21 protein-coding genes are annotated in these 20,532 nt (G+C 61.1%); 11 read left to right on the forward strand and 10 right to left on the reverse strand.

Annotation, left to right across the window (positions count from 1 at the left end; translation table 11 throughout):
* Nucleotides 1-116 precede the first annotated feature (116 nt).
* Nucleotides 117-2,438 carry a hybrid sensor histidine kinase/response regulator gene (locus tag ACSPX5_RS14910; protein ID WP_169431311.1) on the forward strand — a complete coding sequence of 774 codons (2,322 nt, stop codon included), beginning with the start codon at nt 117-119 and terminating at the stop codon, nt 2,436-2,438.
* On the opposite strand, the gene ACSPX5_RS14915 is transcribed toward ACSPX5_RS14910, so the two are convergent.
* The 3 genes from ACSPX5_RS14915 to msrB all read right to left on the reverse strand — a co-directional run bounded on the left by ACSPX5_RS14915 (nt 2,422) and on the right by msrB (nt 3,862).
* Nucleotides 2,422-2,883 (reverse strand): MarR family winged helix-turn-helix transcriptional regulator, encoded by a 462-nt coding sequence (locus ACSPX5_RS14915; RefSeq protein ID WP_169431312.1) that lies wholly within the window; start codon nt 2,881-2,883, stop codon nt 2,422-2,424. The genes ACSPX5_RS14910 and ACSPX5_RS14915 overlap by 17 nt on opposite strands.
* The gene (locus ACSPX5_RS14920; RefSeq protein ID WP_085730592.1) at nt 2,880-3,365 is read right to left on the reverse strand and encodes a glutathione peroxidase; all 486 of its coding nucleotides are present in this window, start codon (nt 3,363-3,365) and stop codon (nt 2,880-2,882) included. Before ACSPX5_RS14920 ends, ACSPX5_RS14915 begins: the two co-directional genes overlap by 4 nt.
* Before the next feature lie 101 nt (nt 3,366-3,466).
* A complete protein-coding gene (gene msrB, locus ACSPX5_RS14925) occupies nt 3,467-3,862 on the reverse strand; it encodes a peptide-methionine (R)-S-oxide reductase MsrB (protein ID WP_085730678.1) in 396 nt (131 codons plus the stop codon).
* Between the two features lie 225 nt (nt 3,863-4,087).
* Between msrB and ACSPX5_RS14930 the strand changes: the two genes are divergently transcribed.
* A complete protein-coding gene (locus tag ACSPX5_RS14930; protein ID WP_169431313.1) occupies nt 4,088-5,299 on the forward strand; it encodes a pyridoxal phosphate-dependent aminotransferase in 1,212 nt (403 codons plus the stop codon).
* A gap of 304 nt (nt 5,300-5,603) precedes the next feature.
* Nucleotides 5,604-6,491 carry a protease HtpX gene (gene htpX / locus ACSPX5_RS14935; protein WP_169431314.1) on the forward strand — a complete coding sequence of 296 codons (888 nt, stop codon included), beginning with the start codon at nt 5,604-5,606 and terminating at the stop codon, nt 6,489-6,491.
* A gap of 54 nt (nt 6,492-6,545) precedes the next feature.
* Here htpX and ACSPX5_RS14940 read toward each other — a convergent pair whose 3' ends face one another.
* Nucleotides 6,546-7,202 (reverse strand): thiopurine S-methyltransferase, encoded by a 657-nt coding sequence (locus ACSPX5_RS14940; protein ID WP_439819829.1) that lies wholly within the window; start codon nt 7,200-7,202, stop codon nt 6,546-6,548.
* A 103-nt stretch (nt 7,203-7,305) separates the two neighbouring features.
* On the opposite strand from ACSPX5_RS14940, the gene ACSPX5_RS14945 reads away from it, so the two are divergent.
* Entirely contained in the window at nt 7,306-8,073 is a 768-nt protein-coding gene (locus ACSPX5_RS14945) for a DODA-type extradiol aromatic ring-opening family dioxygenase (RefSeq protein WP_439819830.1), read from the forward strand.
* A gap of 89 nt (nt 8,074-8,162) precedes the next feature.
* Here ACSPX5_RS14945 and ACSPX5_RS14950 read toward each other — a convergent pair whose 3' ends face one another.
* Nucleotides 8,163-9,836, reverse strand: a complete 1,674-nt coding sequence (locus tag ACSPX5_RS14950) for a DEAD/DEAH box helicase (protein ID WP_007955707.1) — start codon at nt 9,834-9,836, stop codon at nt 8,163-8,165.
* Between the two features lie 420 nt (nt 9,837-10,256).
* On the opposite strand from ACSPX5_RS14950, the gene ACSPX5_RS14955 reads away from it, so the two are divergent.
* On the forward strand, nt 10,257-11,048 hold the full coding sequence (locus ACSPX5_RS14955; RefSeq protein ID WP_169431317.1) for a crotonase/enoyl-CoA hydratase family protein: 792 nt from the start codon (nt 10,257-10,259) through the stop codon (nt 11,046-11,048).
* A 3-nt stretch (nt 11,049-11,051) separates the two neighbouring features.
* Here ACSPX5_RS14955 and ACSPX5_RS14960 read toward each other — a convergent pair whose 3' ends face one another.
* Nucleotides 11,052-11,807 (reverse strand): spermidine synthase, encoded by a 756-nt coding sequence (locus tag ACSPX5_RS14960; protein WP_439819831.1) that lies wholly within the window; start codon nt 11,805-11,807, stop codon nt 11,052-11,054.
* 150 nt (nt 11,808-11,957) lie between these two features.
* Between ACSPX5_RS14960 and ACSPX5_RS14965 the strand changes: the two genes are divergently transcribed.
* On the forward strand, nt 11,958-13,304 hold the full coding sequence (locus tag ACSPX5_RS14965; protein ID WP_439819832.1) for a class II 3-deoxy-7-phosphoheptulonate synthase: 1,347 nt from the start codon (nt 11,958-11,960) through the stop codon (nt 13,302-13,304).
* Nucleotides 13,305-13,323: 19 nt separating this feature from the next.
* Here the strand turns inward: ACSPX5_RS14965 and ACSPX5_RS14970 are convergent, their stop codons facing one another.
* Nucleotides 13,324-14,544 (reverse strand): winged helix-turn-helix domain-containing protein, encoded by a 1,221-nt coding sequence (locus ACSPX5_RS14970; RefSeq protein WP_439819833.1) that lies wholly within the window; start codon nt 14,542-14,544, stop codon nt 13,324-13,326.
* A gap of 64 nt (nt 14,545-14,608) precedes the next feature.
* Complete coding sequence (locus ACSPX5_RS14975; RefSeq protein ID WP_114884556.1) at nt 14,609-14,824, reverse strand: DUF1127 domain-containing protein; 216 nt, start codon at nt 14,822-14,824, stop codon at nt 14,609-14,611.
* Nucleotides 14,825-14,921: 97 nt separating this feature from the next.
* Here ACSPX5_RS14975 and ACSPX5_RS14980 point away from each other — a divergent pair, with 97 nt between their 5' ends.
* The gene (locus ACSPX5_RS14980) at nt 14,922-15,776 is read left to right on the forward strand and encodes a LysR substrate-binding domain-containing protein (protein ID WP_007908606.1); all 855 of its coding nucleotides are present in this window, start codon (nt 14,922-14,924) and stop codon (nt 15,774-15,776) included.
* Here ACSPX5_RS14980 and ACSPX5_RS14985 read toward each other — a convergent pair.
* Nucleotides 15,766-16,515 (reverse strand): sulfite exporter TauE/SafE family protein, encoded by a 750-nt coding sequence (locus ACSPX5_RS14985; protein WP_169431321.1) that lies wholly within the window; start codon nt 16,513-16,515, stop codon nt 15,766-15,768. The two genes, ACSPX5_RS14980 and ACSPX5_RS14985, sit on opposite strands and share 11 nt — an antisense overlap.
* A 112-nt stretch (nt 16,516-16,627) precedes the next feature.
* Here ACSPX5_RS14985 and ACSPX5_RS14990 point away from each other — a divergent pair, with 112 nt between their 5' ends.
* The 4 genes from ACSPX5_RS14990 to ACSPX5_RS15005 all read left to right on the forward strand — a co-directional run bounded on the left by ACSPX5_RS14990 (nt 16,628) and on the right by ACSPX5_RS15005 (nt 19,870).
* Nucleotides 16,628-17,584: a LysR family transcriptional regulator gene (locus ACSPX5_RS14990; RefSeq protein ID WP_439819834.1), complete on the forward strand. Its 957-nt coding sequence runs from the start codon at nt 16,628-16,630 to the stop codon at nt 17,582-17,584.
* Between the two features lie 83 nt (nt 17,585-17,667).
* Entirely contained in the window at nt 17,668-18,132 is a 465-nt protein-coding gene (locus ACSPX5_RS14995; protein ID WP_439819835.1) for a MarR family winged helix-turn-helix transcriptional regulator, read from the forward strand.
* Nucleotides 18,133-18,403: 271 nt separating this feature from the next.
* A complete protein-coding gene (locus tag ACSPX5_RS15000) occupies nt 18,404-18,823 on the forward strand; it encodes an organic hydroperoxide resistance protein (RefSeq protein WP_034155242.1) in 420 nt (139 codons plus the stop codon).
* A gap of 33 nt (nt 18,824-18,856) precedes the next feature.
* Nucleotides 18,857-19,870 (forward strand): alpha/beta hydrolase, encoded by a 1,014-nt coding sequence (locus tag ACSPX5_RS15005; protein WP_439819836.1) that lies wholly within the window; start codon nt 18,857-18,859, stop codon nt 19,868-19,870.
* Nucleotides 19,871-19,935: 65 nt separating this feature from the next.
* Here the strand turns inward: ACSPX5_RS15005 and ACSPX5_RS15010 are convergent, their stop codons facing one another.
* Complete coding sequence (locus ACSPX5_RS15010) at nt 19,936-20,505, reverse strand: elongation factor P (RefSeq protein ID WP_003226785.1); 570 nt, start codon at nt 20,503-20,505, stop codon at nt 19,936-19,938.
* Nucleotides 20,506-20,532 lie beyond the last annotated feature (27 nt).

The raw sequence follows: 20,532 nt of genomic DNA on the forward strand, positions 1-20,532 counted from the left end.
GATAGCGTTCGACACCCGTCCCGGCCCTTGTTACAAGGCGATGCGGGAACTCCGGTATCCATGCATGATCGACTATGCTTGAGCAGCGAAGGGAAACGTAAGTGGTTCAACACCCCATGGATATCAAATTCACCCACCGGCTGTCTTACAAGCAAGCCAGGCTTACCGTGCTGGTCGGGTTCATTCTGGGCACGCTGCTCAGTCTGCTGCAAATTGGCATCGATTATGCCAGTGAAGACGCCTCCATCAACCGTGAAATCCTTTCCCTGCTGGAAATCAGCCACAACCCGGCGTCACGCATCGCCTACAACATCGACGCCGAACTCGCCCAGGAACTCACATTGGGCCTGTTGCGTTCACCGGCGATCATTTCCGCGCAACTGACCGACAACAACCAGACGGTGCTGGCCAGCGTCAAGCGGCCGGAGCTGCAAAGCGGTTACCGGGTTATCAGCGACTTCCTGTTCGGCGCCAAACGCGAGTTCGAAGACCGGCTCTATCTCGACCACTTGCCCAATGAGTCCCTCGGCACCCTGAGTCTGGAAGTGGATACCTACGCCTTCGGCAGCCGCTTCCTGCGCCGGGCCGAAGTCACGCTGCTCAACGGTTTCGCCCGCAGCCTGATCCTGACCGGCATCCTGCTGGCATTGTTCTATGTGATGCTGACCAAGCCGCTGGTGCGGGTGATCCGCGAACTCAGCGGGCGCGATCCGCGCAGTGCCGAACCGACCACGCTGGAATGTCCGGGTGGCCACGCCAACGACGAGATCGGCGTGCTGGTGAAGGTCGCCAACCAGCAGTTCGAGAACATCGCCACGGAAATCCAGCAACGGCGCACCGCGGAAAACCGGCTCACCGACTACCTCGCTCAACTCGAAGACATCGTGTCGGCCCGCACCGCCGAACTGAAGGCCATCAATGCCCGCCTCAGTCAGTCCAACGAGGAACTGGAAGTGGCCCGCAGCACGGCGCTGGACATGGCCGAAGCGCGCTCGGCGTTCCTGGCCAACATGAGCCACGAGATCCGCACCCCGCTCAATGGGCTGCTGGGGATGATCGCGCTGTCCCTCGACGGTCCGCTGACCGGCGAACAGCAGCAGCAACTGTCCATCGCCCACGACTCGGGCAAGGTGCTGGTGGAGTTGCTCAACGATATTCTTGATCTATCGAAATTCGATGCCGGGCAACTGGAGCTCGAACACATCCCGTTCGATCTGGGCTCGCTGATCGAAGACACGGCCAACCTGCTGTCGCAGAACGCCGCACCCAGCGTCGAGCTGACGTGTCTGATCGATCCGCACTTTCCGGCGCTGGTACTCGGCGACCCGACCCGGGTCAGGCAAATCGTCAGCAACCTGCTGTCCAACGCACTGAAATTTACCCGCTTCGGCCGGGTGGATGTGCGTCTGTCGACCTGGAAGGACGGCGTGCGCATCGAGGTATGCGATACCGGTATCGGCATCGCCCAGGAAGCCCAGGTGAAGATATTCCAGCCCTTCACCCAGGCCGGGGCCGGTATCACCCGCCAGTACGGCGGCACCGGTCTGGGCCTGGCACTGACCTACAACCTGTGCGAAGCCATGGAGGGACGCCTGACGATCAGCTCCGAAGTCGGTTTCGGCAGCCAGTTCTGTGCCGAACTGCCGCTGCCCTGTCATACCCGCGCCGTCATTCCGGCACCGCTGCATGGCAACGTTCTTGCCATTTCCACAGCAGCCAGCGGCCTCTCGGAACTGCTTCGCAGCCTGCTGCCGGTCTGGGGCCTGACGTATGAACAGCGCACGATGGACGACTCGCTGATTGGCCTGAAGCCGGACATCATCATCACCGACTGCCCCGAATGCCTGTTCGGTCTGCGGCCGACCATGACGGCGCCGATCCTGCTGGTAACAGCCTACGGCAGCTTCATGCCCGGCGAAGAAGCTGCCGCCCTCGCTCCACTGCAACAGCAGGCCCGCCCACTGGCACGCAACGCGCTGTACCAGAATCTGCGCAGAACCCTGCAACCGGACATCATCACCATCGATCGTGCGCGGTTCGAAAGTACGCCGTCACAACGCCGCGGGCGGGTGCTGCTGGTGGAGGACAACCCGGTCAACCAACTGGTGGCCAAGGGCATGCTCGGCAAACTCGGCTGCGAGGTCATCGTCGCGGCCCATGGTGCAGAAGCGCTGGATCAACTGGAACACCACGAATTCGACCTGGTGCTGATGGACTGCAACATGCCGGTGATGGACGGCTACGAAGCAAGCCGGCAGATCCGCCAGAGCGGCCGCTGGCCCCACTTGCCGATCGTGGCGCTGACCGCCAACGCCATGTCCGAAGAGCGTGAACGCTGCCGGGCGGCAGGCATGAGCGACTACCTGGCCAAGCCGTTTCGCCGCGAGGAACTGGCAGCGCTGCTGGATCAGTGGATACCGACTACGACAGCGCTTTGATTTGCCCTAACAGATGGTCAAGCCCGGTGCGCAGTTCGTTGAGTCGATCCAGGTCCACACCGCTGTCGCACAGCAACCGGTCCTTCAGCGGCCCGACCTGCTCGCGCAGCGCCTGGCCCTCAGGCGTGAGGCTCAAGTGAACCTCACGCTCGTCCCGCGCCGAACGCTGTCGCTGCACCAGTTGCAACTGCTCCAGACGCTTGAGCAGCGGCGTCAGTGTCCCGGAATCCAGCGCCAGGCGCTCGCCCAGCGCCTTGACGGTCGGTTGCTCCGGTGCCGCTTCCTGCCACTCCCACAGCACCAGCATCGCCAGGTATTGCGGGTAGGTCAGGCCGAGCTGGTCGAGCATCGGCTTGTAGGCACGGATCACCGCTCGGGAGGCGGCATACAACTTGAAGCACAGCTGACTGTCGAGCTTCAGGGCATCGGTTGACAGTTCATTCATTTGAGCAGGGCTTCGATCTCGCGGCTCAAGTCCTGCGGCTTGGTGGCCGGGGCGAAGCGCTTGACCAACTGGCCGTCCTTGCCGATCAGGAATTTGGTGAAGTTCCACTTGATGCCCTGGGAGCCCAGCACGCCCGGCGCGCGTTTTTTCAGTTGCACGAACAGCGGATGCGCACCGTTACCGTTGACTTCGATCTTCTTGAACAGCGGGAAGCTGACGCCGTAATTCAACTCGCAGAACTCGCTGATCGCCCCCTCGTTGCCCGGTTCCTGCTTGCCAAACTGATTGCACGGGAAGCCCAGTACCACCAGGCCCTGATCCTTGTAGGTCTGCCACAGCTCCTCAAGGCCCTTGTACTGTGGGGTAAAACCGCACTTGCTGGCGGTGTTGACCACCAGCACAGCCTTGCCGGCGAAATCGGCCAGGGTCTTTTGCTCGCCCTTGATGGTGGTGCACGGGATGGTCAGCAGGTTATCGCTCATGGTGCGCACTCTGGAAAGTTGAGAAGCTGCAAAAATAGCGAGCAATTGAATTGTGTGCAATTCAATTATCCGACAGGCGATCCGTCGATCGCCCGCATCGGTTACTCGCGCGGCACCAGATCCAGGCACACCGAGTTGATGCAGTAACGCAGCCCGGTCGGCGGCGGGCCGTCGGGGAATACGTGGCCCAGGTGCGCATCGCATCGGGCGCACTTGACTTCGGTGCGGATCATGCCGTGGCTGGTGTCACGAATTTCGGTCATCGCGCTCTCGCCGATCGGTGCGTAGAAGCTCGGCCAGCCGCAACCGGAGTCGAATTTGGTCTTGGAATCGAACAGCGGCTCATTGCAGCACACGCAGTGATAGACACCGTCGGTCTTGGTGGCGTTGTATTTGCCCGAGAACGGTCGCTCGGTGGCACTGAGACGACACACGTTGTATTGCTCCGGGTCGAGCATCGCGCGCCATTCTTCCAGGGTCTTTTCTATCTTTTCCATCATCACACCTCAGCGGCTGAAAAAGCCCGATCTGTACCTTTTCCACGGATCGGGCGGCACGTATGATTGCGCCTCGTCACACGCCAGTCTGGCAGCGGGATCCTGCGCATTCAAACGGATTGTTGGAAACCGCCGCTCAAGACGCCTGCCTGTGTGAAGACGCAGGATTCCCAGCACGGTTGTCCATTCGCCGCCTGGATCGTTCATTTTCGGGATCACATCGCCATGCAGTTCAGCAAATCGAACAAGCTCGCCAACGTCTGCTACGACATTCGCGGCCCGGTGCTCAAGCACGCCAAACGCCTGGAGGAGGAAGGCCATCGCATCCTCAAGCTGAACATCGGCAACCCGGCGCCCTTTGGTTTCGAAGCGCCGGACGAAATTCTCCAGGATGTGATCCGCAACCTGCCGACCGCCCAGGGCTACAGCGACTCCAAAGGCCTGTTCAGCGCGCGCAAGGCCGTGATGCAGTACTACCAGCAGAAGCAGGTCGAAGGTGTCGGCATCGAAGACATCTACCTGGGCAACGGCGTGTCCGAGCTGATCGTGATGTCGTTGCAGGCGCTGCTCAACAACGGCGATGAAGTGCTGGTGCCGGCGCCGGACTATCCGCTGTGGACCGCTGCCGTGAGCCTGGCCGGCGGTAACGCGGTGCATTACCTGTGTGACGAAGGCGCCGACTGGTTCCCGGACCTGGCCGACATGAAGGCCAAGATCACCCCGAACACCAAGGCCATGGTGATCATCAACCCGAACAACCCGACCGGCGCGGTGTATTCGAAGGAAGTGTTGCTGGGCATGCTGGAACTGGCCCGTCAGCACAACCTGGTCGTGTTCTCCGACGAGATCTACGACAAGATCCTTTACGACGATGCCGTGCACATCTGCACCGCGTCCCTGGCACCCGATCTGCTGTGCCTGACCTTCAACGGTCTGTCGAAGTCGTATCGCGTGGCAGGTTTCCGTTCCGGCTGGATCGCTATCTCCGGACCGAAACACAACGCCCATAGCTACATCGAAGGCATCGACATGTTGGCCAACATGCGCCTGTGCGCCAACGTGCCGAGCCAGCACGCGATCCAGACCGCACTCGGCGGCTATCAGAGCATCAACGACCTGGTGCTGCCGCAAGGCCGCCTGCTGGAACAGCGCAACCGCACCTGGGAGTTGCTCAACGACATTCCCGGCGTGAGCTGTGTGAAGCCGATGGGCGCCCTGTATGCATTCCCGAAGATCGACCCGAAAGTCTGTCCGATCCACAACGACGAGAAATTCGTGCTCGACCTGCTGCTCTCCGAGAAGCTGCTGGTGGTGCAGGGTACGGCGTTCAACTGGCCGTGGCCGGATCACTTCCGTGTCGTGACCCTGCCCCGTGTCGATGACCTGGACATGGCCATCGGGCGCATCGGCAACTTCCTCAAGTCCTACCGCCAGTAACCGGACATCGGTGCGTAACGAGCCTTTCGTTGCGCACTGTCTGATTCAGCAACACTTCTGCCCTGCCCCCTTCCGTACGCCTTCTACACTTTCGACTCGTATCGATCACGCGAGCTTGACGCAATGGCCGTGGGCCGCGCATGGCTGTCGTCCATGTCGGCTCAGGGGGTGGGAAATGTCCCGCACACTGCAGAACCCGATGTAGGACACAGTTTGAAATAGTCACCCGGTTGAATCGCCCGGTGCCGCACCTTATATACCCCGCAGTACGCTACATCTTTAGCTTGAGGAGATTTCTACAACCATGATGCGCATCCTGCTGTTTTTGGCCACTAACCTGGCGGTCGTGCTGATAGCCAGCATCACCCTGAGCCTCTTCGGCTTCAACGGGTTCATGGCGGCCAACGGGGTTGACCTCAACCTCAGTCAGCTGCTGGTTTTCTGTGCAGTCTTTGGTTTCGCCGGTTCGCTTTTCTCGCTATTCATCTCCAAGTGGATGGCGAAGATGAGCACCAGCACCCAGATCATCACCCAGCCGCGCACCCGCCACGAACAATGGCTGCTGCAAACCGTCGAGCAACTGTCCCGGGAAGCCGGGATCAAGATGCCCGAAGTCGGGATCTTCCCGGCCTACGAAGCAAACGCCTTCGCCACCGGCTGGAACAAGAACGACGCACTGGTTGCCGTCAGCCAGGGTTTGCTGGAGCGGTTCTCGCCCGATGAAGTGAAAGCGGTGCTGGCCCACGAAATCGGCCACGTAGCCAATGGCGACATGGTCACCCTGGCGCTGATCCAGGGCGTGGTGAACACCTTCGTGATGTTCTTTGCGCGGATCATCGGTAACTTCGTTGACAAGGTGATCTTCAAGAACGAGGAAGGCCAGGGTATCGCGTACTACATCGCGACCATTTTCGCCGAACTGGTTCTGGGTATCCTGGCCAGCGCGATCGTGATGTGGTTCTCGCGCAAACGGGAATTCCGTGCCGACGAAGCCGGTGCCCGCCTGGCCGGCACCAGCGCGATGATCGGCGCTCTGCAACGCCTTCGTGCCGAACAGGGCCTGCCGGTGCACATGCCTGACACCCTGAACGCCTTCGGCATCAATGGTGGCATCAAACAGGGGTTCGCCCGCATGTTCATGAGCCACCCGCCGCTGGAGGAGCGTATCGACGCCCTGCGTCGTCGCGGCTGATCAGCCCGGCTACAAACAAAAGGCCCGCAGTGATGCGGGCCTTTTTTGTGCCTGTTACTGAGCGGCCAGCCGGTACACCCGCTCCTCCAGCCTTGTCACTCCCGCCTGCAGGAACTTCCCGCTTTCGCTCAACACATCCTGTCCCTCCAGCGCCTCCACCGTCCAGTCGCCACCGAACAGTTGCTGCACCTCGCCATCTGTCACCGCAAACGGTGGCCCGGGCATCTGAGCCTGATCGTAATCCAGCGTGATCAGCAAACCACGCAAGCCCGTCGGCAGGATGCTCAGCAAATGCGCGGCATAGCGCTCGCGCATCGGCGCCGGCAAGGCAATCAGCGCGGCCCGGTCATACAGCGCCGTGCAATCAGCCACATCGCTCGCGGACAAGGCAAAGAAGTCCCCACACCACAACTCGATCGCCCCGGCCCGATAAACCTTGAAGCCACCCTCTTCGCTGATTTGCGGCTGTAGTTGCTGCTCGCGGAAGAAATCCTCGACAGCCTTCTCGGACAACTCGACACCGAGAACCCGATGCCCCTGACCGGCCAGCCACAACAGATCCAGGCTTTTCCCGCACAACGGCACCAGCACCCGCGACTGAGGCGGGATTGCCAGACCGGACCAATGTCGCTGCAAATAAGGGTTCACTTCGGGCTGATGAAAGCCGATCTGGTTCGACTCCCACTTCTTGTGCCAAAACTCCGGCTGCATGCTTCCCCCCTAAGAATTCGATCAAAAAGCATTAAAACTTATATTGGAATTAGATCAATGAACTGACTGAAGATGAACCATCTTAACGCTCAGGAACCCTTCCATGTTTCCCAGCCTGTTTATCTCCCACGGCTCGCCCATGTTGGCGCTGGAGCCCGGCGCCAGCGGCCCGGCCCTGGCGCGTCTGGCCGCCGAACTGCCACGCCCGAAAGCCATCGTCATCGTTTCCGCCCACTGGGAAAGCCATGAGCTGCTGGTCAGCAGCCATCCGCAACCGGAAACCTGGCATGATTTCGGCGGTTTCCCCCGCGCGCTGTTCGAAGTGCAGTATCCGGCACCGGGCAATCCGCAACTGGCCCAAGCGGTCGCTGAACGGCTGACCGCCAACAACCTGCCCGCGCGCCTCGATCCGCAACGGCCCTTCGACCATGGCGTATGGGTGCCACTGTCGCTGATGTATCCGCAAGCCGATATCCCGGTGGTTCAGGTCTCCCTGCCCAGCCGTGGCGGCCCGGCACTGCAGACACGTGTCGGCAAGGCGCTGGCAGGCCTGCGCGAACAAGGCATTCTCCTGATCGGCTCCGGCAGCATCACCCACAACCTGCGTGAACTGGACTGGCATGCCGGCCCGGAAAGCGTAGAGCCGTGGGCACGGGATTTCCGCGACTGGATGGTCGACAAGCTCGCCGCCAACGATGAAGCCGCCCTGCACGACTACCGCCAGCAAGCGCCGAGCGCCGTACGCGCCCATCCGAGTGACGAGCACCTGTTACCGCTCTACTTCGCTCGTGGCGCTGGTGGTGATTTCGGCATTGCGCACCAAGGGTTCACCATGGGCGCACTGGGCATGGACATCTACCGCTTCGGCTGACGAGCTCGGTCCCGGCTCGAATCGCAGGCAAAAAAAATCCCCGAACCAGTCGGGGATTTTTTTGTTCGATCAATCAGCCCAGAGGCGGATCAATCTTCGCGGTAGCGACGCAGCTTCAACTGCTTGCCGGCAACGCGAGTGTCCTTCAGTTTGGTCAGGAGTTTGTCCAGACCATCTTCCGGCAGCTCGACGAGGCTGAAGCTGTCACGCACCTGGATGCGACCGATGGCTTCACGCGCCAGACCACCTTCGTTGAGGATGGCGCCCAGCAGGTTTTTCGCCGCGATACCGTCACGCGCGCCCAGCGCGGTACGGCAACGGGCACGGCCTTCGCCCAGCGGCATCGGTGCACGACGCTCGCGGTCACCACGGTCCGGACGATCACCGGAACGCTCAGGACGGTCGCCACGTGGCGCGCTGTTCGGCACCAGTGGACGTTCCTTCTCGATCGCTGCCAGGTTCAGCGCCTGACCATTGGTGGCCTTGCGCAGCAGAGCGGCAGCCAGGGCACGCGGGGTGCAGCCGATGTCGGCGGTCAGGCGATCCAGCAGATCACCGTGAGTCGATTCGGCGTCAGCCACCAGCGGCGACAGGCTGTTGGTCAGTTTCTTGATGCGGGCATCGAGAACGGCCTGGGCGTCCGGCAGACGCACTTCGGCAACTTTCTGACCGGTTACACGCTCGATAACCTGCAGCATGCGGCGCTCACGCGGGGTCACCAGCAGCAGCGCACGGCCTTCGCGACCGGCACGGCCGGTACGGCCGATACGGTGCACGTAGGATTCCGGATCGTACGGCATGTCCACGTTGAATACGTGGGTGATGCGCGGTACGTCCAGACCACGGGCGGCTACGTCGGTCGCCACAACGATGTCCAGACGGCCATCCTTGAGCGAGTCGATCACGCGCTCACGCTGGTTCTGGGCGATGTCGCCGTTCAACGCTGCGGCTTTGTAGCCTTTGGCGTCGAGGGCGCTGGCCAGATCCAGGGTCGCTTGCTTGGTGCGCACGAACATGATCAGAGCGTCGAAGTCTTCCACTTCCAGCAAGCTGAGAACGGCAGAGGTCTTCTGGTCAGCGTGAACCAACAGGTGAGCCTGTTCGATCGCGGTAACAGTCTGGGTCTTGCTCTGGATCTTCACGTGCTTTGGATCGCGCAGGTGACGCTCGGCGATGGCACGGATCGATTGCGGCAGGGTCGCCGAGAACAATACGGTCTGACGGGTTTCCGGCATGGCCTTGAAGATGACTTCGAGGTCGTCCATGAAGCCCAGTTTGAGCATTTCGTCTGCTTCGTCGAGAACCAGGTGGTTCACGGTCTGCAGTACTTTTTCGTCGCGACGCAGGTGGTCGCACAGACGGCCCGGAGTGGCGACAACGATCTGTGCGCCATTACGGATTGCTTTCAATTGTGGGCCCATCGGCGCGCCGCCGTAGACAGCCACAACAGTTACGCCCGGCATTTGCTTGGCGTAGGTTTCGAAAGCGGTTGCAACTTGTAGCGCCAACTCACGAGTTGGGGCCAGGATCAGAGCTTGCGGCTCGCGCTTGGACGGATCAATGCGGTGCAGGATAGGCAGGGCAAAGGCAGCGGTTTTACCGGTACCGGTTTGCGCCTGACCAATCATATCGTGACCGGCGAGGATGATCGGGATCGACTGCTGCTGAATGGCCGAAGGCTCTTCATAGCCGGTAGCGACTACTGCAGCGACAATATTGGGATGAAGTTCAAGAGCGGCGAAGCCGCCGATTTCCTGGGTCATGGGTCTGCCTCTAAGTGCATCCGCAAAGACCCATGCTCCAAAGCTGCACATGCCGTGTTGAGACTCAAGAGTCGCCCTGGCAGCTTTGTCGGCGGGGATTTGCGAAAACGAATGAATGAAAAAGAATCGTCAAGGAAGAGCCCGCAGTGCGGACGTGCAGCCGAAGCTGACTTCGGGGAATTGCGCTACCTAAACGCGGCCCGGTTAAAGGCCGGCGCGCACTATACCGGAATTTGCCCGAAAAGGGAGATTTTTTATCGAGAAAAAACAGTTGTCACCGCTGTGTAACGAGGTTTTGCGGATAATCGTGCGACGGTCTATTTTTCAAAGGCCCGGCCCTGCGGGCGATGGCGCTTAAACGATTCACCGATGTGCGGCATGTGGTCGCTGCACCCTTTCTTCCCCTCCGAGGAAACACCCATGAATCAGCCCTGCCCCGGCCGCGTCAGCCGCGAGCGCCATGGTCACGTGCATTTGATCGGCCTGGACCGAGCAACCAAGCGCAATGCCTTCGACCTTGACCTGCTCAACGACCTGGCCCTGGCCTACGGCGAATTCGAAGCCGACAGCGATGCGCGGGTGGCCGTGGTGTTCGGGCATGGTGAGCATTTCACCGCCGGGCTCGATCTGGTCAACGCCAGTTCCGCCCTCGCCCAAGGCTGGCAGGTGCCGCCCGGTGGTTGCGATCCATGGGGCGTGTTCGTCGGACCGAGAGTCAGCAAACCGGTGATCGTCGCCGCGCAGGGCTATTGCCTGACCATCGGTATCGAGCTGATGCTCGCCGCCGACATCAACCTGTGCGCCAGCAACACCCGCTTCGCCCAGATGGAAGTGCAGCGCGGGATCTTTCCGTTCGGCGGTGCGACTTTACGCTTTCATCAGGTCGCCGGCTGGGGCAATGCGATGCGCTGGTTGCTGACCGGCGATGAGTTCGATGCCCATGACGCCTTGCACCTGGGCCTGGTGCAGGAAGTCATGGCCAGCGAAGACTTGCTGCCTCGCGCCCTCGAACTGGCCGAACGGATTGCCCGGCAGGCGCCACTGGGTGTACAGGCGACCCTGATGTCGGCGCGTCAGGCGCGCTATGAAGGCGAAACTGCGGCGGCTAAGAGCTTGCCGCCGCTGGTGAAGAAGTTGCTGGCCACTGAAGATGCCAAGGAAGGTGTGCGCTCGCTGGTGGAGCGCAGGCCCGGCGTTTTCAAAGGCCTTTGAAGATCAGGTCGCCGGACGGATGCAGTTGATCAACGACTGCAACGAGTAACCCAGCTTCGGTGCCAGCGCTTCAGCCCGTGCAGTCAGCGCCTGCATGTCCAGCAACTGATCAAGATCCGCCGGCACGATCAGAATGACGTTGCCCTCCTTCACCGGCAACTCCCAGTAATGCCGGTGATAGAGCCCGCGCAACAGTGCCGCCCCCAACGGCTTGCCGTCATCGGTGGCCCACTGATTGATCACCAGCCAACCGCCAGGATTCAGACGTTTCTGACAATCACCGAGGAAATTCCACGCGAGGTGCGCGGCGCCCGGGCCGACATCGGTGTAAAGGTCGACGAAGATCAGATCCGCAGGTTCCGCCGTCGGCAGCAGTTCGATTGCATCGCCAACGCGGATGTACAACCGAGGATCGTCGTCCAGCCCGAGATATTCGATGGCCAGGCGCGGCACATCGGGGCGCAGCTCGATGGCTTCAACGTCTTCCAGCGGCAGGAACTTGAGGCAGGCCTGGGTCAACGTCCCCGCACCCAGCCCGAGAAACAACGCACTCTCCGGTTGCTCATGGCACAACGCGCCAATCAGCATCGCCCGGGTGTAGTCGTACTCCAACCAGCTCGGGTCGGCGGTAAACACGCAGCTTTGCTCGATGGCATCGCCGAACTCCAGAAAGCGGTAGTCGGCCACTTCCAGCACGCGAATCACGCCGAACTCATCCTGTACCTCGGCGAGCAACCGCTCGACGCGCTCCTCAGTCATTTCGTCTCCTGGTGGTCACCGGGCGCGGTGACGCGATGGCACCGCTGTGGTGCCGTGGCAAAACGGCGATTGTCGGCGAAGCGGCGGGAGCAGGTCACGCACTAATTGCTGCTAACATGGCCGTCCGTGCGTAGAACCTTAGAGACCGTGATGAGCCAACCCTGGAGCCCTGACAGCTGGCGCGCCTTGCCGATCCAGCAACAACCCCGATACCCCGACGCCGCGCACTTGCGCCAGGTCGAGCAGACGCTGGCCAGCTACCCGCCGCTGGTGTTTGCCGGCGAAGCGCGCGAGCTGCGTCGTCAGTTTGCCGAAGTCACCCAGGGCCGGGCGTTCCTGCTGCAAGGCGGCGACTGCGCGGAAAGCTTCGCCGAGTTCTCCGCCGCGAAGATTCGCGACACTTTCAAAGTGTTGCTGCAAATGGCGATCGTCATGACCTTCGCTGCCGGTTGCCCGGTGGTCAAGGTCGGGCGCATGGCCGGTCAGTTCGCCAAGCCGCGTTCGGCCAACGACGAGACCATCGACGGTGTGACCCTGCCGGCCTACCGTGGCGACATCGTCAACGGCATCGGTTTCGACCCCGCCAGCCGCGTGCCGGATCCGGAGCGTCTGCTGCAGTCGTATCACCAGTCCACCGCCACCCTCAACCTGCTGCGCGCCTTCGCCCAGGGCGGTTTTGCCGACCTGCATCAGGTGCACAAGTGGAACCTGGACTTCATCGCCAACTCGGCGCTGGCCGAGAAGTACAGCCACCTCGCCGATCGCATCGATGAGACCCTGGCCTTCATGCGCGCCTGCGGCATGGACAGCTCGCCGCAACTGCGCGAAACCAGTTTCTTCACCGCCCACGAAGCCCTGCTGCTGAACTACGAAGAAGCCTTCGTGCGCCGCGACAGCCTGACCAACGATTACTACGATTGCTCGGCGCACATGCTGTGGATCGGCGACCGCACCCGTCAGCTCGACGGCGCCCACGTCGAATTCCTGCGCGGGGTGAACAACCCGATCGGGGTGAAAGTCGGCCCGAGCATGAACCCCGACGATCTGATCCGCCTGATTGATGTGCTCAACCCGGACAACGATCCGGGCCGCCTCAACCTGATTGCGCGAATGGGTGCGAACAAGGTCGGCGATCACCTGCCGGCGCTGATCCGTGCGGTGCAGCGCGAAGGCAAGCAGGTGCTGTGGAGTTGCGACCCGATGCACGGCAACACCATCAAGGCCAGCAGCGGCTACAAGACCCGCGACTTCGCGCAGATCCTTGGCGAGGTAAAGCAGTTCTTCCAGGTTCACGAAGCCGAAGGCAGCTACGCCGGTGGCATCCACATCGAAATGACCGGGCAGAACGTCACCGAGTGCATCGGTGGCGCGCGGCCGATCACTGAAGATGGTTTGTCGGATCGCTATCACACCCACTGCGACCCACGGATGAATGCCGATCAGTCGCTGGAACTGGCGTTCCTGATCGCCGAAACCCTGAAGCAGGTTCGACGCTGAATGACGATGGGGCGCTGACTCAGTCGACTTGAGCCAGCGCCCTTCGCAACCTTCCTGCACTTTCGCGCTGGCAATTGAGCTGCACCCGCTCAAGTCCCAACCAGTCCGCCATGCGCCGCAGGTTCAGCGCCAGTGCCTGCATTCCCGCGTCATCCAGTCCGGTTGCTTCCTCGTGCACCGCATGCACTGCCAGGCGCCCCGCCGCCCGTTCGGCGCGCAGGTCAACCCGCGCGGCAATCCGCTCGTTGTGCAGGAACGGCAATACGTAATAGCCGTAAACGCGTTTGTCCTGCGGCGTGTAAATCTCCAGCCGGTAGCGGAAATCGAACAGCCGCTCGGTGCGACTGCGCTCCCAGATCAGTGAGTCAAACGGCGACAGCAGCGCACTGGCTTCGACTTTTCGTGGGATTTTCGGCTCGGGCAGGCAGTAGGCAATCTGGCGCCAACCGGCGACTTCGCAGGTCAGCAGCTTCCCGTCTTCCACCAGTTCCGCCAGACGCGGGCGGGCATCGGCAGGGTTCAGGCGGAAGTAATCGCGCAGGTCTTTTTCCGTCGCCGCGCCCAGTGCCTCGGCCGCGTGCAACAGCAAACCGCGCTGCGCCTCGGCCTCATCGGGCAACGGCTGTCGCAACACAGAAGCCGGAATCACCCGCTCCGGCAAGTCATACAACCGCTCGAAGCCACGGCGCCCGGCGACGGTGACTTCGCCCGCGGCGAACAGCCATTCCAGCGCATGCTTTTCCGCACTCCAGTCCCACCACGGCCCGGCCTTTTCCTGGCGGGTCGACAGGCTGCCGGCGCCCAGTGCCCCCTGCTCTTCGACCGACGCCAGCACCCGGCGAATGGTGTCTTGTTGCTCGCGGCCGAAGCGCGCCAATTGCTGATAAATGTCTTCGCCGCGCCTGGCCCGCTGCATGCGCCAGCCCATCAACGGGTACATCGACAGCGGCAGCAGCGAAGCTTCATGACCCCAGTATTCGAACAGCGAACGGCGTCGCCCCGAACTCCAGGCAGCCTGGTCGAGCAAGTCAGCAGAATAGGAACCGAGACGGGAAAACAGCGGCAAGTAGTGCGAGCGCACCACAGCGTTAACGGAGTCGATCTGCAGCAGGCCGAGACGTTCGATCAGCCGGTTGAGGTGCATGGCCTTGACAGCCGGCGGCTGGCGCCCGTGAAACCCTTGGGCAGCCAGTGCCAGACGTCGAGCCTGTTTAAGGGAGAAGGACAGAGTCGCGGGCATGTGTACCTCCATGTCTGCTCGCAACCTACCTCACTTGAAAGTGGTTTGTGTAGCGATGGCCTCATCATTTATGCATCGGATCGTCCCAGAACGGCCGAATCGCCTCATGTTCGACATCGGCACGGCTGACCCCGATGTCCTTCAACGCTTCGTCGCTCAGACTGGCGAGCAGCTCACGTTCGCGGTGCAATTCGTACCACCGGCTAAACTTGTGCAACAGATCGGAAACGATATGGCCGGAAAATTTTTCTTCGCCTGCATACTCTCTTTGACCTTTCATCGTGTTGCCTCCTTTTTGGGATGGCTCAAGTCTCGCGCTCGCGCTACGATCAATCCAACGAATGTTTCTGATGGCATGCATCACGGAGATTCATCAATTGTCGGCGTACCCCAGTATCGATACCGATGTCCTGCGTACCTTTGTCGCCATTGCCGATCAGGGCGGGTTCACCCGCGCTGGCGAAATGGTCAACCGCACGCAGTCGGCAGTGAGCATGCAGATGAAGCGTCTGGAAGAGGACGTGTTGCAGCGCCAGTTGTTCGAGCGTGACGGGCGTCAGGTGCGCCTGACCGCTGAAGGACAGGTACTGCTCGGCTACGCACGGCGCATCCTGAAATTGCACAGCGAAGTGTTCAACACCCTGCGCGAGCCGCACATGGTCGGCACGGTACGCATCGGCACGCCGGACGATTACGTGATGCGGTTTCTGCCGGGGATCCTGTCGCGCTTCGCGCAGTTCTATCCGCTGATCCAGATCGAAGTGCATTGCGAATCGACCAAACAACTGCTGCAACGCACCGATCTGGACCTTTCAATCGTCACCCGCGAGCCGGGCAACGAGATTGGCCAGCTGCTGCGCAAGGAGCGTTTTGTCTGGGCCGAAGCGCAGAACTTCAGCGCCCACGAACAGACGCCGTTGCCGCTGGCGATGTTCAACAGTGATTGCTTCTGTCGCCTGTGGGCCTGCAATGCGCTGGACGCCATGGGCCGCGAATACCGGATCGCCTATAACAGCACCAGTCTTTCGGCGTTGATGGCAGTGGTGAGCGCGGGTCTGGCGATTACCGCGCAACTGGAAAGCCTGATCACCCCGGACATGCGCATTCTCGGTGCCGCCGAGGATCTGCCGCTGCTGCCCGAGGCCAGCATCATGCTGATCCGCAACCTCAACAATCCGTCGCCGATCACCGAATGCCTGGCCGAGCACATCGTCGAAGGCTTCAAACTTTAAAGGCGAGCATCACCGCGCACAGCACCAGGAACCCGCAGAACAGCCCGCGCAGGAGTTTTTCCGGCATTGCGTGGGCAACCTTCACGCCCCAACTGATGCTGGCCAGACCGCCGATGGCCAGCGGTAGCCCGATCATCCAGTCCACCTCGTGGTGCACGGCGTACGTCACCAGCGTGACACCGGTGCTCGGCAATGCCAGCGCCAGCGACAGGCCTTGAGCAACCACCTGAGTCGTGCCGAACAGGCTGGTCAGCACCGGCGTCGCCACCACCGCCCCGCCGACACCGAACAAGCCGCCCATGGTGCCCGACGCCGCGCCGAGCACGCCCAGCCATGGCCATGAATAACGCATCTCGGAGGTCGCCGCCGGACGCGCGCCAAACATGCGCACGAGGTTGTAGGCCGACAATGCCACGAGGAACGCGACAAAACCGATGCGCATGGTTTGCGCGTCGATGCCCACGGCCCAGATCGAACCGATCCACGCGAAAAAGAACCCCATGACCGCCAGCGGCAACGCATGCCGGAGTTCAATGCGATTGCGCTGGTGATATCGCCACAGCGCCAGCATCACGTTCGGCACCACCATCACCAGCGCCGTGCCTTGGGCGATCTGCTGATCGAGCCCGAACCACACGCCCAGCAAGGGGATGGCGATCAAACCGCCGCCGATGCCGAATATTCCGCCCAGTGTGCCGAGGGCAGCGCCAAACAACAGGTACAACAAAAACTCGATCACAGCGTAATTCCTCATACGTCAGGCGGTTCATCCTACGCAGTCGGCGCTGGCACGGAAACGCACAGCAACGCACAATGGCTGTGCCAAATCCGCATAGGCAATGAGCTGATACATGAACCCCAATCAATTGACCGAACAACTCGGGCTGTTTCTCGATGTGCTGGAGAGTGGCAGTTTTTCTGCTGCCTCGCGCCGACATCCGCTGACACCATCTGCTGTCGCCCGGCGCATCGACAGTCTGGAAAGCGCTGTCGGCAGTCAGTTGTTTATTCGCAGCACTCACGCGGTGCGCGCCACGCCGGCCGGCCTGGCGTTTGCCGAGCGAGCGCGACGCATTGTGGCCGAGTTGCAATTGGCCCGGGCCGAAGCGGTGTCCCTGAGCAGCGCGCCGGAGGGTTTGATCCGGGTGGATGCGCCGGCGGCGTTCGGACGGCGGCATCTGGCACCGGTGATTGCCGATTTTCTGGTGCTGTACCCGGGACTGGATGTGCAATTACATCTGATCGACAGCTTCGTCGACATGGACGGTTCGAACCTGGGCAAGGTCGATCTGGTGTTGCGCGCCGGGCAAATGGCCGACACCCGGCTGGTCGCCACACCGCTGGCGAGCATGGTGCGCATCGCCTGCGCCAGCCCCGACTATCTCAAGCGCCGGGGCGTGCCGAGTGAGCCCGCGCAATTGAGCGAGCATGATGGCCTCGATTGGGACGGCCTTGCCCCGCCCTCCGCCTGGCGTTTCGAACAGGACGGGCAGATGCAATTGCACCGCCCGGCGCGGGTGCGCATGAGCGCCAACAACGCCGAAGCGCTGGTTTGCGGTGCGCTCGCGGGACTCGGGATCGCACATCTGCCGACCTGGCTGGCCAGCGAATACCTGTTGCGTGGCGAGTTGTTGCCGCTGTTCTGCGAAAACGGTCTGCCGCAACCGGAAAGTGCTGGCATCTATGCGCTGCGACTGCAGCAACAGGCCAGTTCCCGCAGCCGCCTGCTGCTGGAATATCTCAAGACCCGCTTCAGCCCCGTGCCACCTTGGGATCTGGCCCTGCAACGGGAGTTGGGCCGACACTGACCGAGTCGCCACCGACCACAATTGTCTGGCGCATTAAAGATTCGAGCGCTAGATTCATCTGCATCACCGTTCAAGGCTCCGACATGACCACCGACCGCAACGCCACCGACCACTGCGAAGACCTGCTGCTCGACAATCAGGCCTGCTTCGCTCTGCATTCCACCTCGCTGATGATGACCAAGGTCTACAAGCCACTCCTGCAAGCGCTTGGCCTGACGTATCCGCAGTACCTGGCGATGATGGTGCTGTGGGAGAAGGATGGTCTGACCGTCGGGGAAATCAGCACGCGCCTGCTGACCGATCCGGGCTCGCTGACTCCGTTGCTCAAGCGGCTGGAAGGTGAAGGTTTGCTCAGCCGAACCCGCAGCCGGGAAGATGAGCGTGTGGTGATCGTTGAACTGACTGCCCAGGGACGCGCCTTGAAAGACAAGGCCCGAACCGTGCCGCAATGTATCCTGGGGGCCAGTGGCTTCACGCTGGAGCGTCTGCAAAACCTGCAAGCCGAGTTGCAGGCCTTGCGTGGTCATTTGCAGGACAGCCTCGCTTAAGACGCCTCCCTTTCCTGTGGGCGCAGCCTTGCGCCTGCAGGCGTCCCCCCTTCCCGGCTTATCACCGAAAAAATTTTCCTCTCGATTCACATTCAAAAAAACCTTCCATATCAAAAGCTTGAGATCACGACTCACCCTGATCCCAGTACGGGTTCGAGCTTTCTTCAAAAATTTATCTTGCGCACTAAATATTAGCGAAGTACATTTACTTCGCACCTAGTTAGCGCGCAAACAATTAGCGCAACAAACCACACTGAATGAGGCTCACACCATGCAAACTCTCTACACCGCAATCGCAACCTCCACTGGCGGCCGTGACGGTCGTGCGATCTCCAGCGACAACATTCTCGACGTCAAACTGGCCACTCCGAAAGAACTCGGCGGTGCTGGCGGCGCGGCCACCAACCCTGAGCAACTGTTCGCCGCCGGTTACTCGGCCTGCTTCATCGGCGCCCTGAAATTTGTTGCCAGCCAGACCAAACGCAAAATCCCGGACGACGCGTCGATCACCGCTCACGTCGGCATCGGCCAGATTCCTGGCGGCTTCGGTCTGGACATCGACCTGCATATCAGCCTGCCGGGCCTGGAACAGGCTGATGCACAAAGCCTGGTCGACGCAGCCCACCAGGTTTGCCCGTACTCCAACGCCACTCGCGGCAACGTCGATGTGCGTCTGCACGTCACCGTGTAATCACTGACAACCAGGCCCGTACAGGAAATGAACATGAACACTTTCAGCAAAGTCTTGACCGGTACCCTTCTCGCCCTGTCCATCCACAGCGCATTCGCCGGGGAGGTTGAACACAACACCCAGGCATTCCTCGATGTGCTGAACGCCAGCACCGGCAAACCGATGGAACAGCTGACACCCAAGGATGCCCGCGCCGTGCTGGCGGGCGCGCAGTCCGGGGTCAAACTGGCGCTGCCCAAAGCGGACGTCAGCGAGAAGACCATCCAGGTCGATGGCCAACCGTTGAGCCTGACCATCGTCCGGCCGGCCGGGGTCAAGGGCGAGCTGCCGGTGTTTATGTTCTTCCACGGCGGCGGCTGGGTGCTGGGGGATTTCCCGACCCACGAACGTCTGGTGCGGGATCTGGTGGTCGGCTCGGGTGCGGCGGCGGTGTTCGTGAACTACACCCCTTCGCCGGAAGCGCATTACCCGGTGGCGATCAACCAGGCTTACGCGGCAACCAAATGGGTGGCCGAACACGGCAAAGAGATCAACGTCGACGGCAAGCGTCTGGCGGTGGCGGGCAACAGCGTCGGCGGCAACATGGCGGCAGTTGTCGCCCTGATGGCCAAAGACAAAGGCACCCCGGCGATCAAATTCCAGCTGCTGCTGTGGCCGGTGACCGATGCCAATTTCGACACTGGTTCGTATAACCAGTACGCCGAGGGGCACTTCCTCACCCGCAACATGATGAAGTGGTTCTGGGACAACTACACCACCGACGCCAACCAGCGGAACGAGATCTACGCCTCGCCGCTGCGGGCAACCACTGCGCAATTGAAGGGTCTGCCGCCCGCACTGGTGCAGACTGCCGGCGCCGATGTGCTGCGTGACGAAGGTGAAGCCTATGCCCGCAAACTCGACGAAGCCGGCGTGCCGGTGACCTCGGTTCGCTACAACGGCATGATCCACGACTACGGTTTGCTCAACGTAGTCAGCCAGGTACCGGCAGTGCGTTCGGCGATGCTGCAGGCCTCGGAAGAACTGAAGCAGCACCTGAAGCAGTAATTTTCATCAGGCACAAAAAAGCCCGACTCAATGGTCGGGCTTTTTCTTTGCGCAAAAACCAGTGCTTATTTGGCACGGCCTTTGTAGGAACCGCCTTCGCGGGTATCGATCTCGATCATGTCGCCGATTTCGATGAAGTCAGCAACCGACAGCTCGGTACCGTTCTTCAGTTTGGCAGGCTTCATCACCTTGCCGGAAGTGTCGCCGCGAGCGGAACCTTCGGTGTAGTCAACCTGACGCACGATGGTGGTCGGCAGCTCTACGGATACCAGACGCTCTTCGAAGAACACGGCTTCGCAAACGTCGGTCATGCCTTCTTCAACGAAAGGCAGAACGCTTTCGATGTCTTCGGCGTTCAGCTCGTACATGGTGTAGTCGGTGGTGTCCATGAACGTGTAGGTGTCGCCGCTGATGAAGGACAGGGTCGCTTCTTTGCGGTCGAGGATCACGTCGTCCAGCTTGTCGTCCGCACCGTAAACGGTTTCGGTCTTGTAACCGGTCAGCAGGTTCTTCAGCTTGGTCTTCATGATCGCGCTGTTACGACCCGATTTGGTGAATTCAGCTTTCTGAACCAGCCAAGGATCGTTGTCGATACGAATCACGGTACCGGGTTTGAGTTCTTTACCAGTTTTCATTGCGAATATCCGAATTTGGATGGGATT

Origin of the sequence: Pseudomonas sp. HLG18 (assembly GCF_051903985.1) — a bacterium.
Taxonomy (GTDB): Bacteria; Pseudomonadota; Gammaproteobacteria; order Pseudomonadales; family Pseudomonadaceae; genus Aquipseudomonas; species Aquipseudomonas fluorescens_BT.

What these genes read in the sequence shown, in the direction of transcription:
- ACSPX5_RS14970 (WP_439819833.1), bottom strand. Translation starts at nt 14,544, where the DNA reads ATGCCCGCGACTCTGTCCTTCTCCCTTAAACAGGCTCGACGTCTGGCA.
- ACSPX5_RS15010 (WP_003226785.1), bottom strand. Translation starts at nt 20,505, where the DNA reads ATGAAAACTGGTAAAGAACTCAAACCCGGTACCGTGATTCGTATCGAC.
- ACSPX5_RS14910 (WP_169431311.1), top strand. Translation starts at nt 117, where the DNA reads ATGGATATCAAATTCACCCACCGGCTGTCTTACAAGCAAGCCAGGCTT.
- ACSPX5_RS14915 (WP_169431312.1), bottom strand. Translation starts at nt 2,883, where the DNA reads ATGAATGAACTGTCAACCGATGCCCTGAAGCTCGACAGTCAGCTGTGC.
- msrB (WP_085730678.1), bottom strand. Translation starts at nt 3,862, where the DNA reads ATGGAAAAGATAGAAAAGACCCTGGAAGAATGGCGCGCGATGCTCGAC.
- htpX (WP_169431314.1), top strand. Translation starts at nt 5,604, where the DNA reads ATGATGCGCATCCTGCTGTTTTTGGCCACTAACCTGGCGGTCGTGCTG.
- ACSPX5_RS14950 (WP_007955707.1), bottom strand. Translation starts at nt 9,836, where the DNA reads ATGACCCAGGAAATCGGCGGCTTCGCCGCTCTTGAACTTCATCCCAAT.
- ACSPX5_RS14990 (WP_439819834.1), top strand. Translation starts at nt 16,628, where the DNA reads ATGAACCCCAATCAATTGACCGAACAACTCGGGCTGTTTCTCGATGTG.
- ACSPX5_RS14995 (WP_439819835.1), top strand. Translation starts at nt 17,668, where the DNA reads ATGACCACCGACCGCAACGCCACCGACCACTGCGAAGACCTGCTGCTC.
- ACSPX5_RS14960 (WP_439819831.1), bottom strand. Translation starts at nt 11,807, where the DNA reads ATGACTGAGGAGCGCGTCGAGCGGTTGCTCGCCGAGGTACAGGATGAG.
- ACSPX5_RS14930 (WP_169431313.1), top strand. Translation starts at nt 4,088, where the DNA reads ATGCAGTTCAGCAAATCGAACAAGCTCGCCAACGTCTGCTACGACATT.
- ACSPX5_RS14965 (WP_439819832.1), top strand. Translation starts at nt 11,958, where the DNA reads ATGAGCCAACCCTGGAGCCCTGACAGCTGGCGCGCCTTGCCGATCCAG.
- ACSPX5_RS15000 (WP_034155242.1), top strand. Translation starts at nt 18,404, where the DNA reads ATGCAAACTCTCTACACCGCAATCGCAACCTCCACTGGCGGCCGTGAC.
- ACSPX5_RS14945 (WP_439819830.1), top strand. Translation starts at nt 7,306, where the DNA reads ATGTTTCCCAGCCTGTTTATCTCCCACGGCTCGCCCATGTTGGCGCTG.
- ACSPX5_RS14920 (WP_085730592.1), bottom strand. Translation starts at nt 3,365, where the DNA reads ATGAGCGATAACCTGCTGACCATCCCGTGCACCACCATCAAGGGCGAG.
- ACSPX5_RS14955 (WP_169431317.1), top strand. Translation starts at nt 10,257, where the DNA reads ATGAATCAGCCCTGCCCCGGCCGCGTCAGCCGCGAGCGCCATGGTCAC.
- ACSPX5_RS15005 (WP_439819836.1), top strand. Translation starts at nt 18,857, where the DNA reads ATGAACACTTTCAGCAAAGTCTTGACCGGTACCCTTCTCGCCCTGTCC.
- ACSPX5_RS14975 (WP_114884556.1), bottom strand. Translation starts at nt 14,824, where the DNA reads ATGAAAGGTCAAAGAGAGTATGCAGGCGAAGAAAAATTTTCCGGCCAT.
- ACSPX5_RS14940 (WP_439819829.1), bottom strand. Translation starts at nt 7,202, where the DNA reads ATGCAGCCGGAGTTTTGGCACAAGAAGTGGGAGTCGAACCAGATCGGC.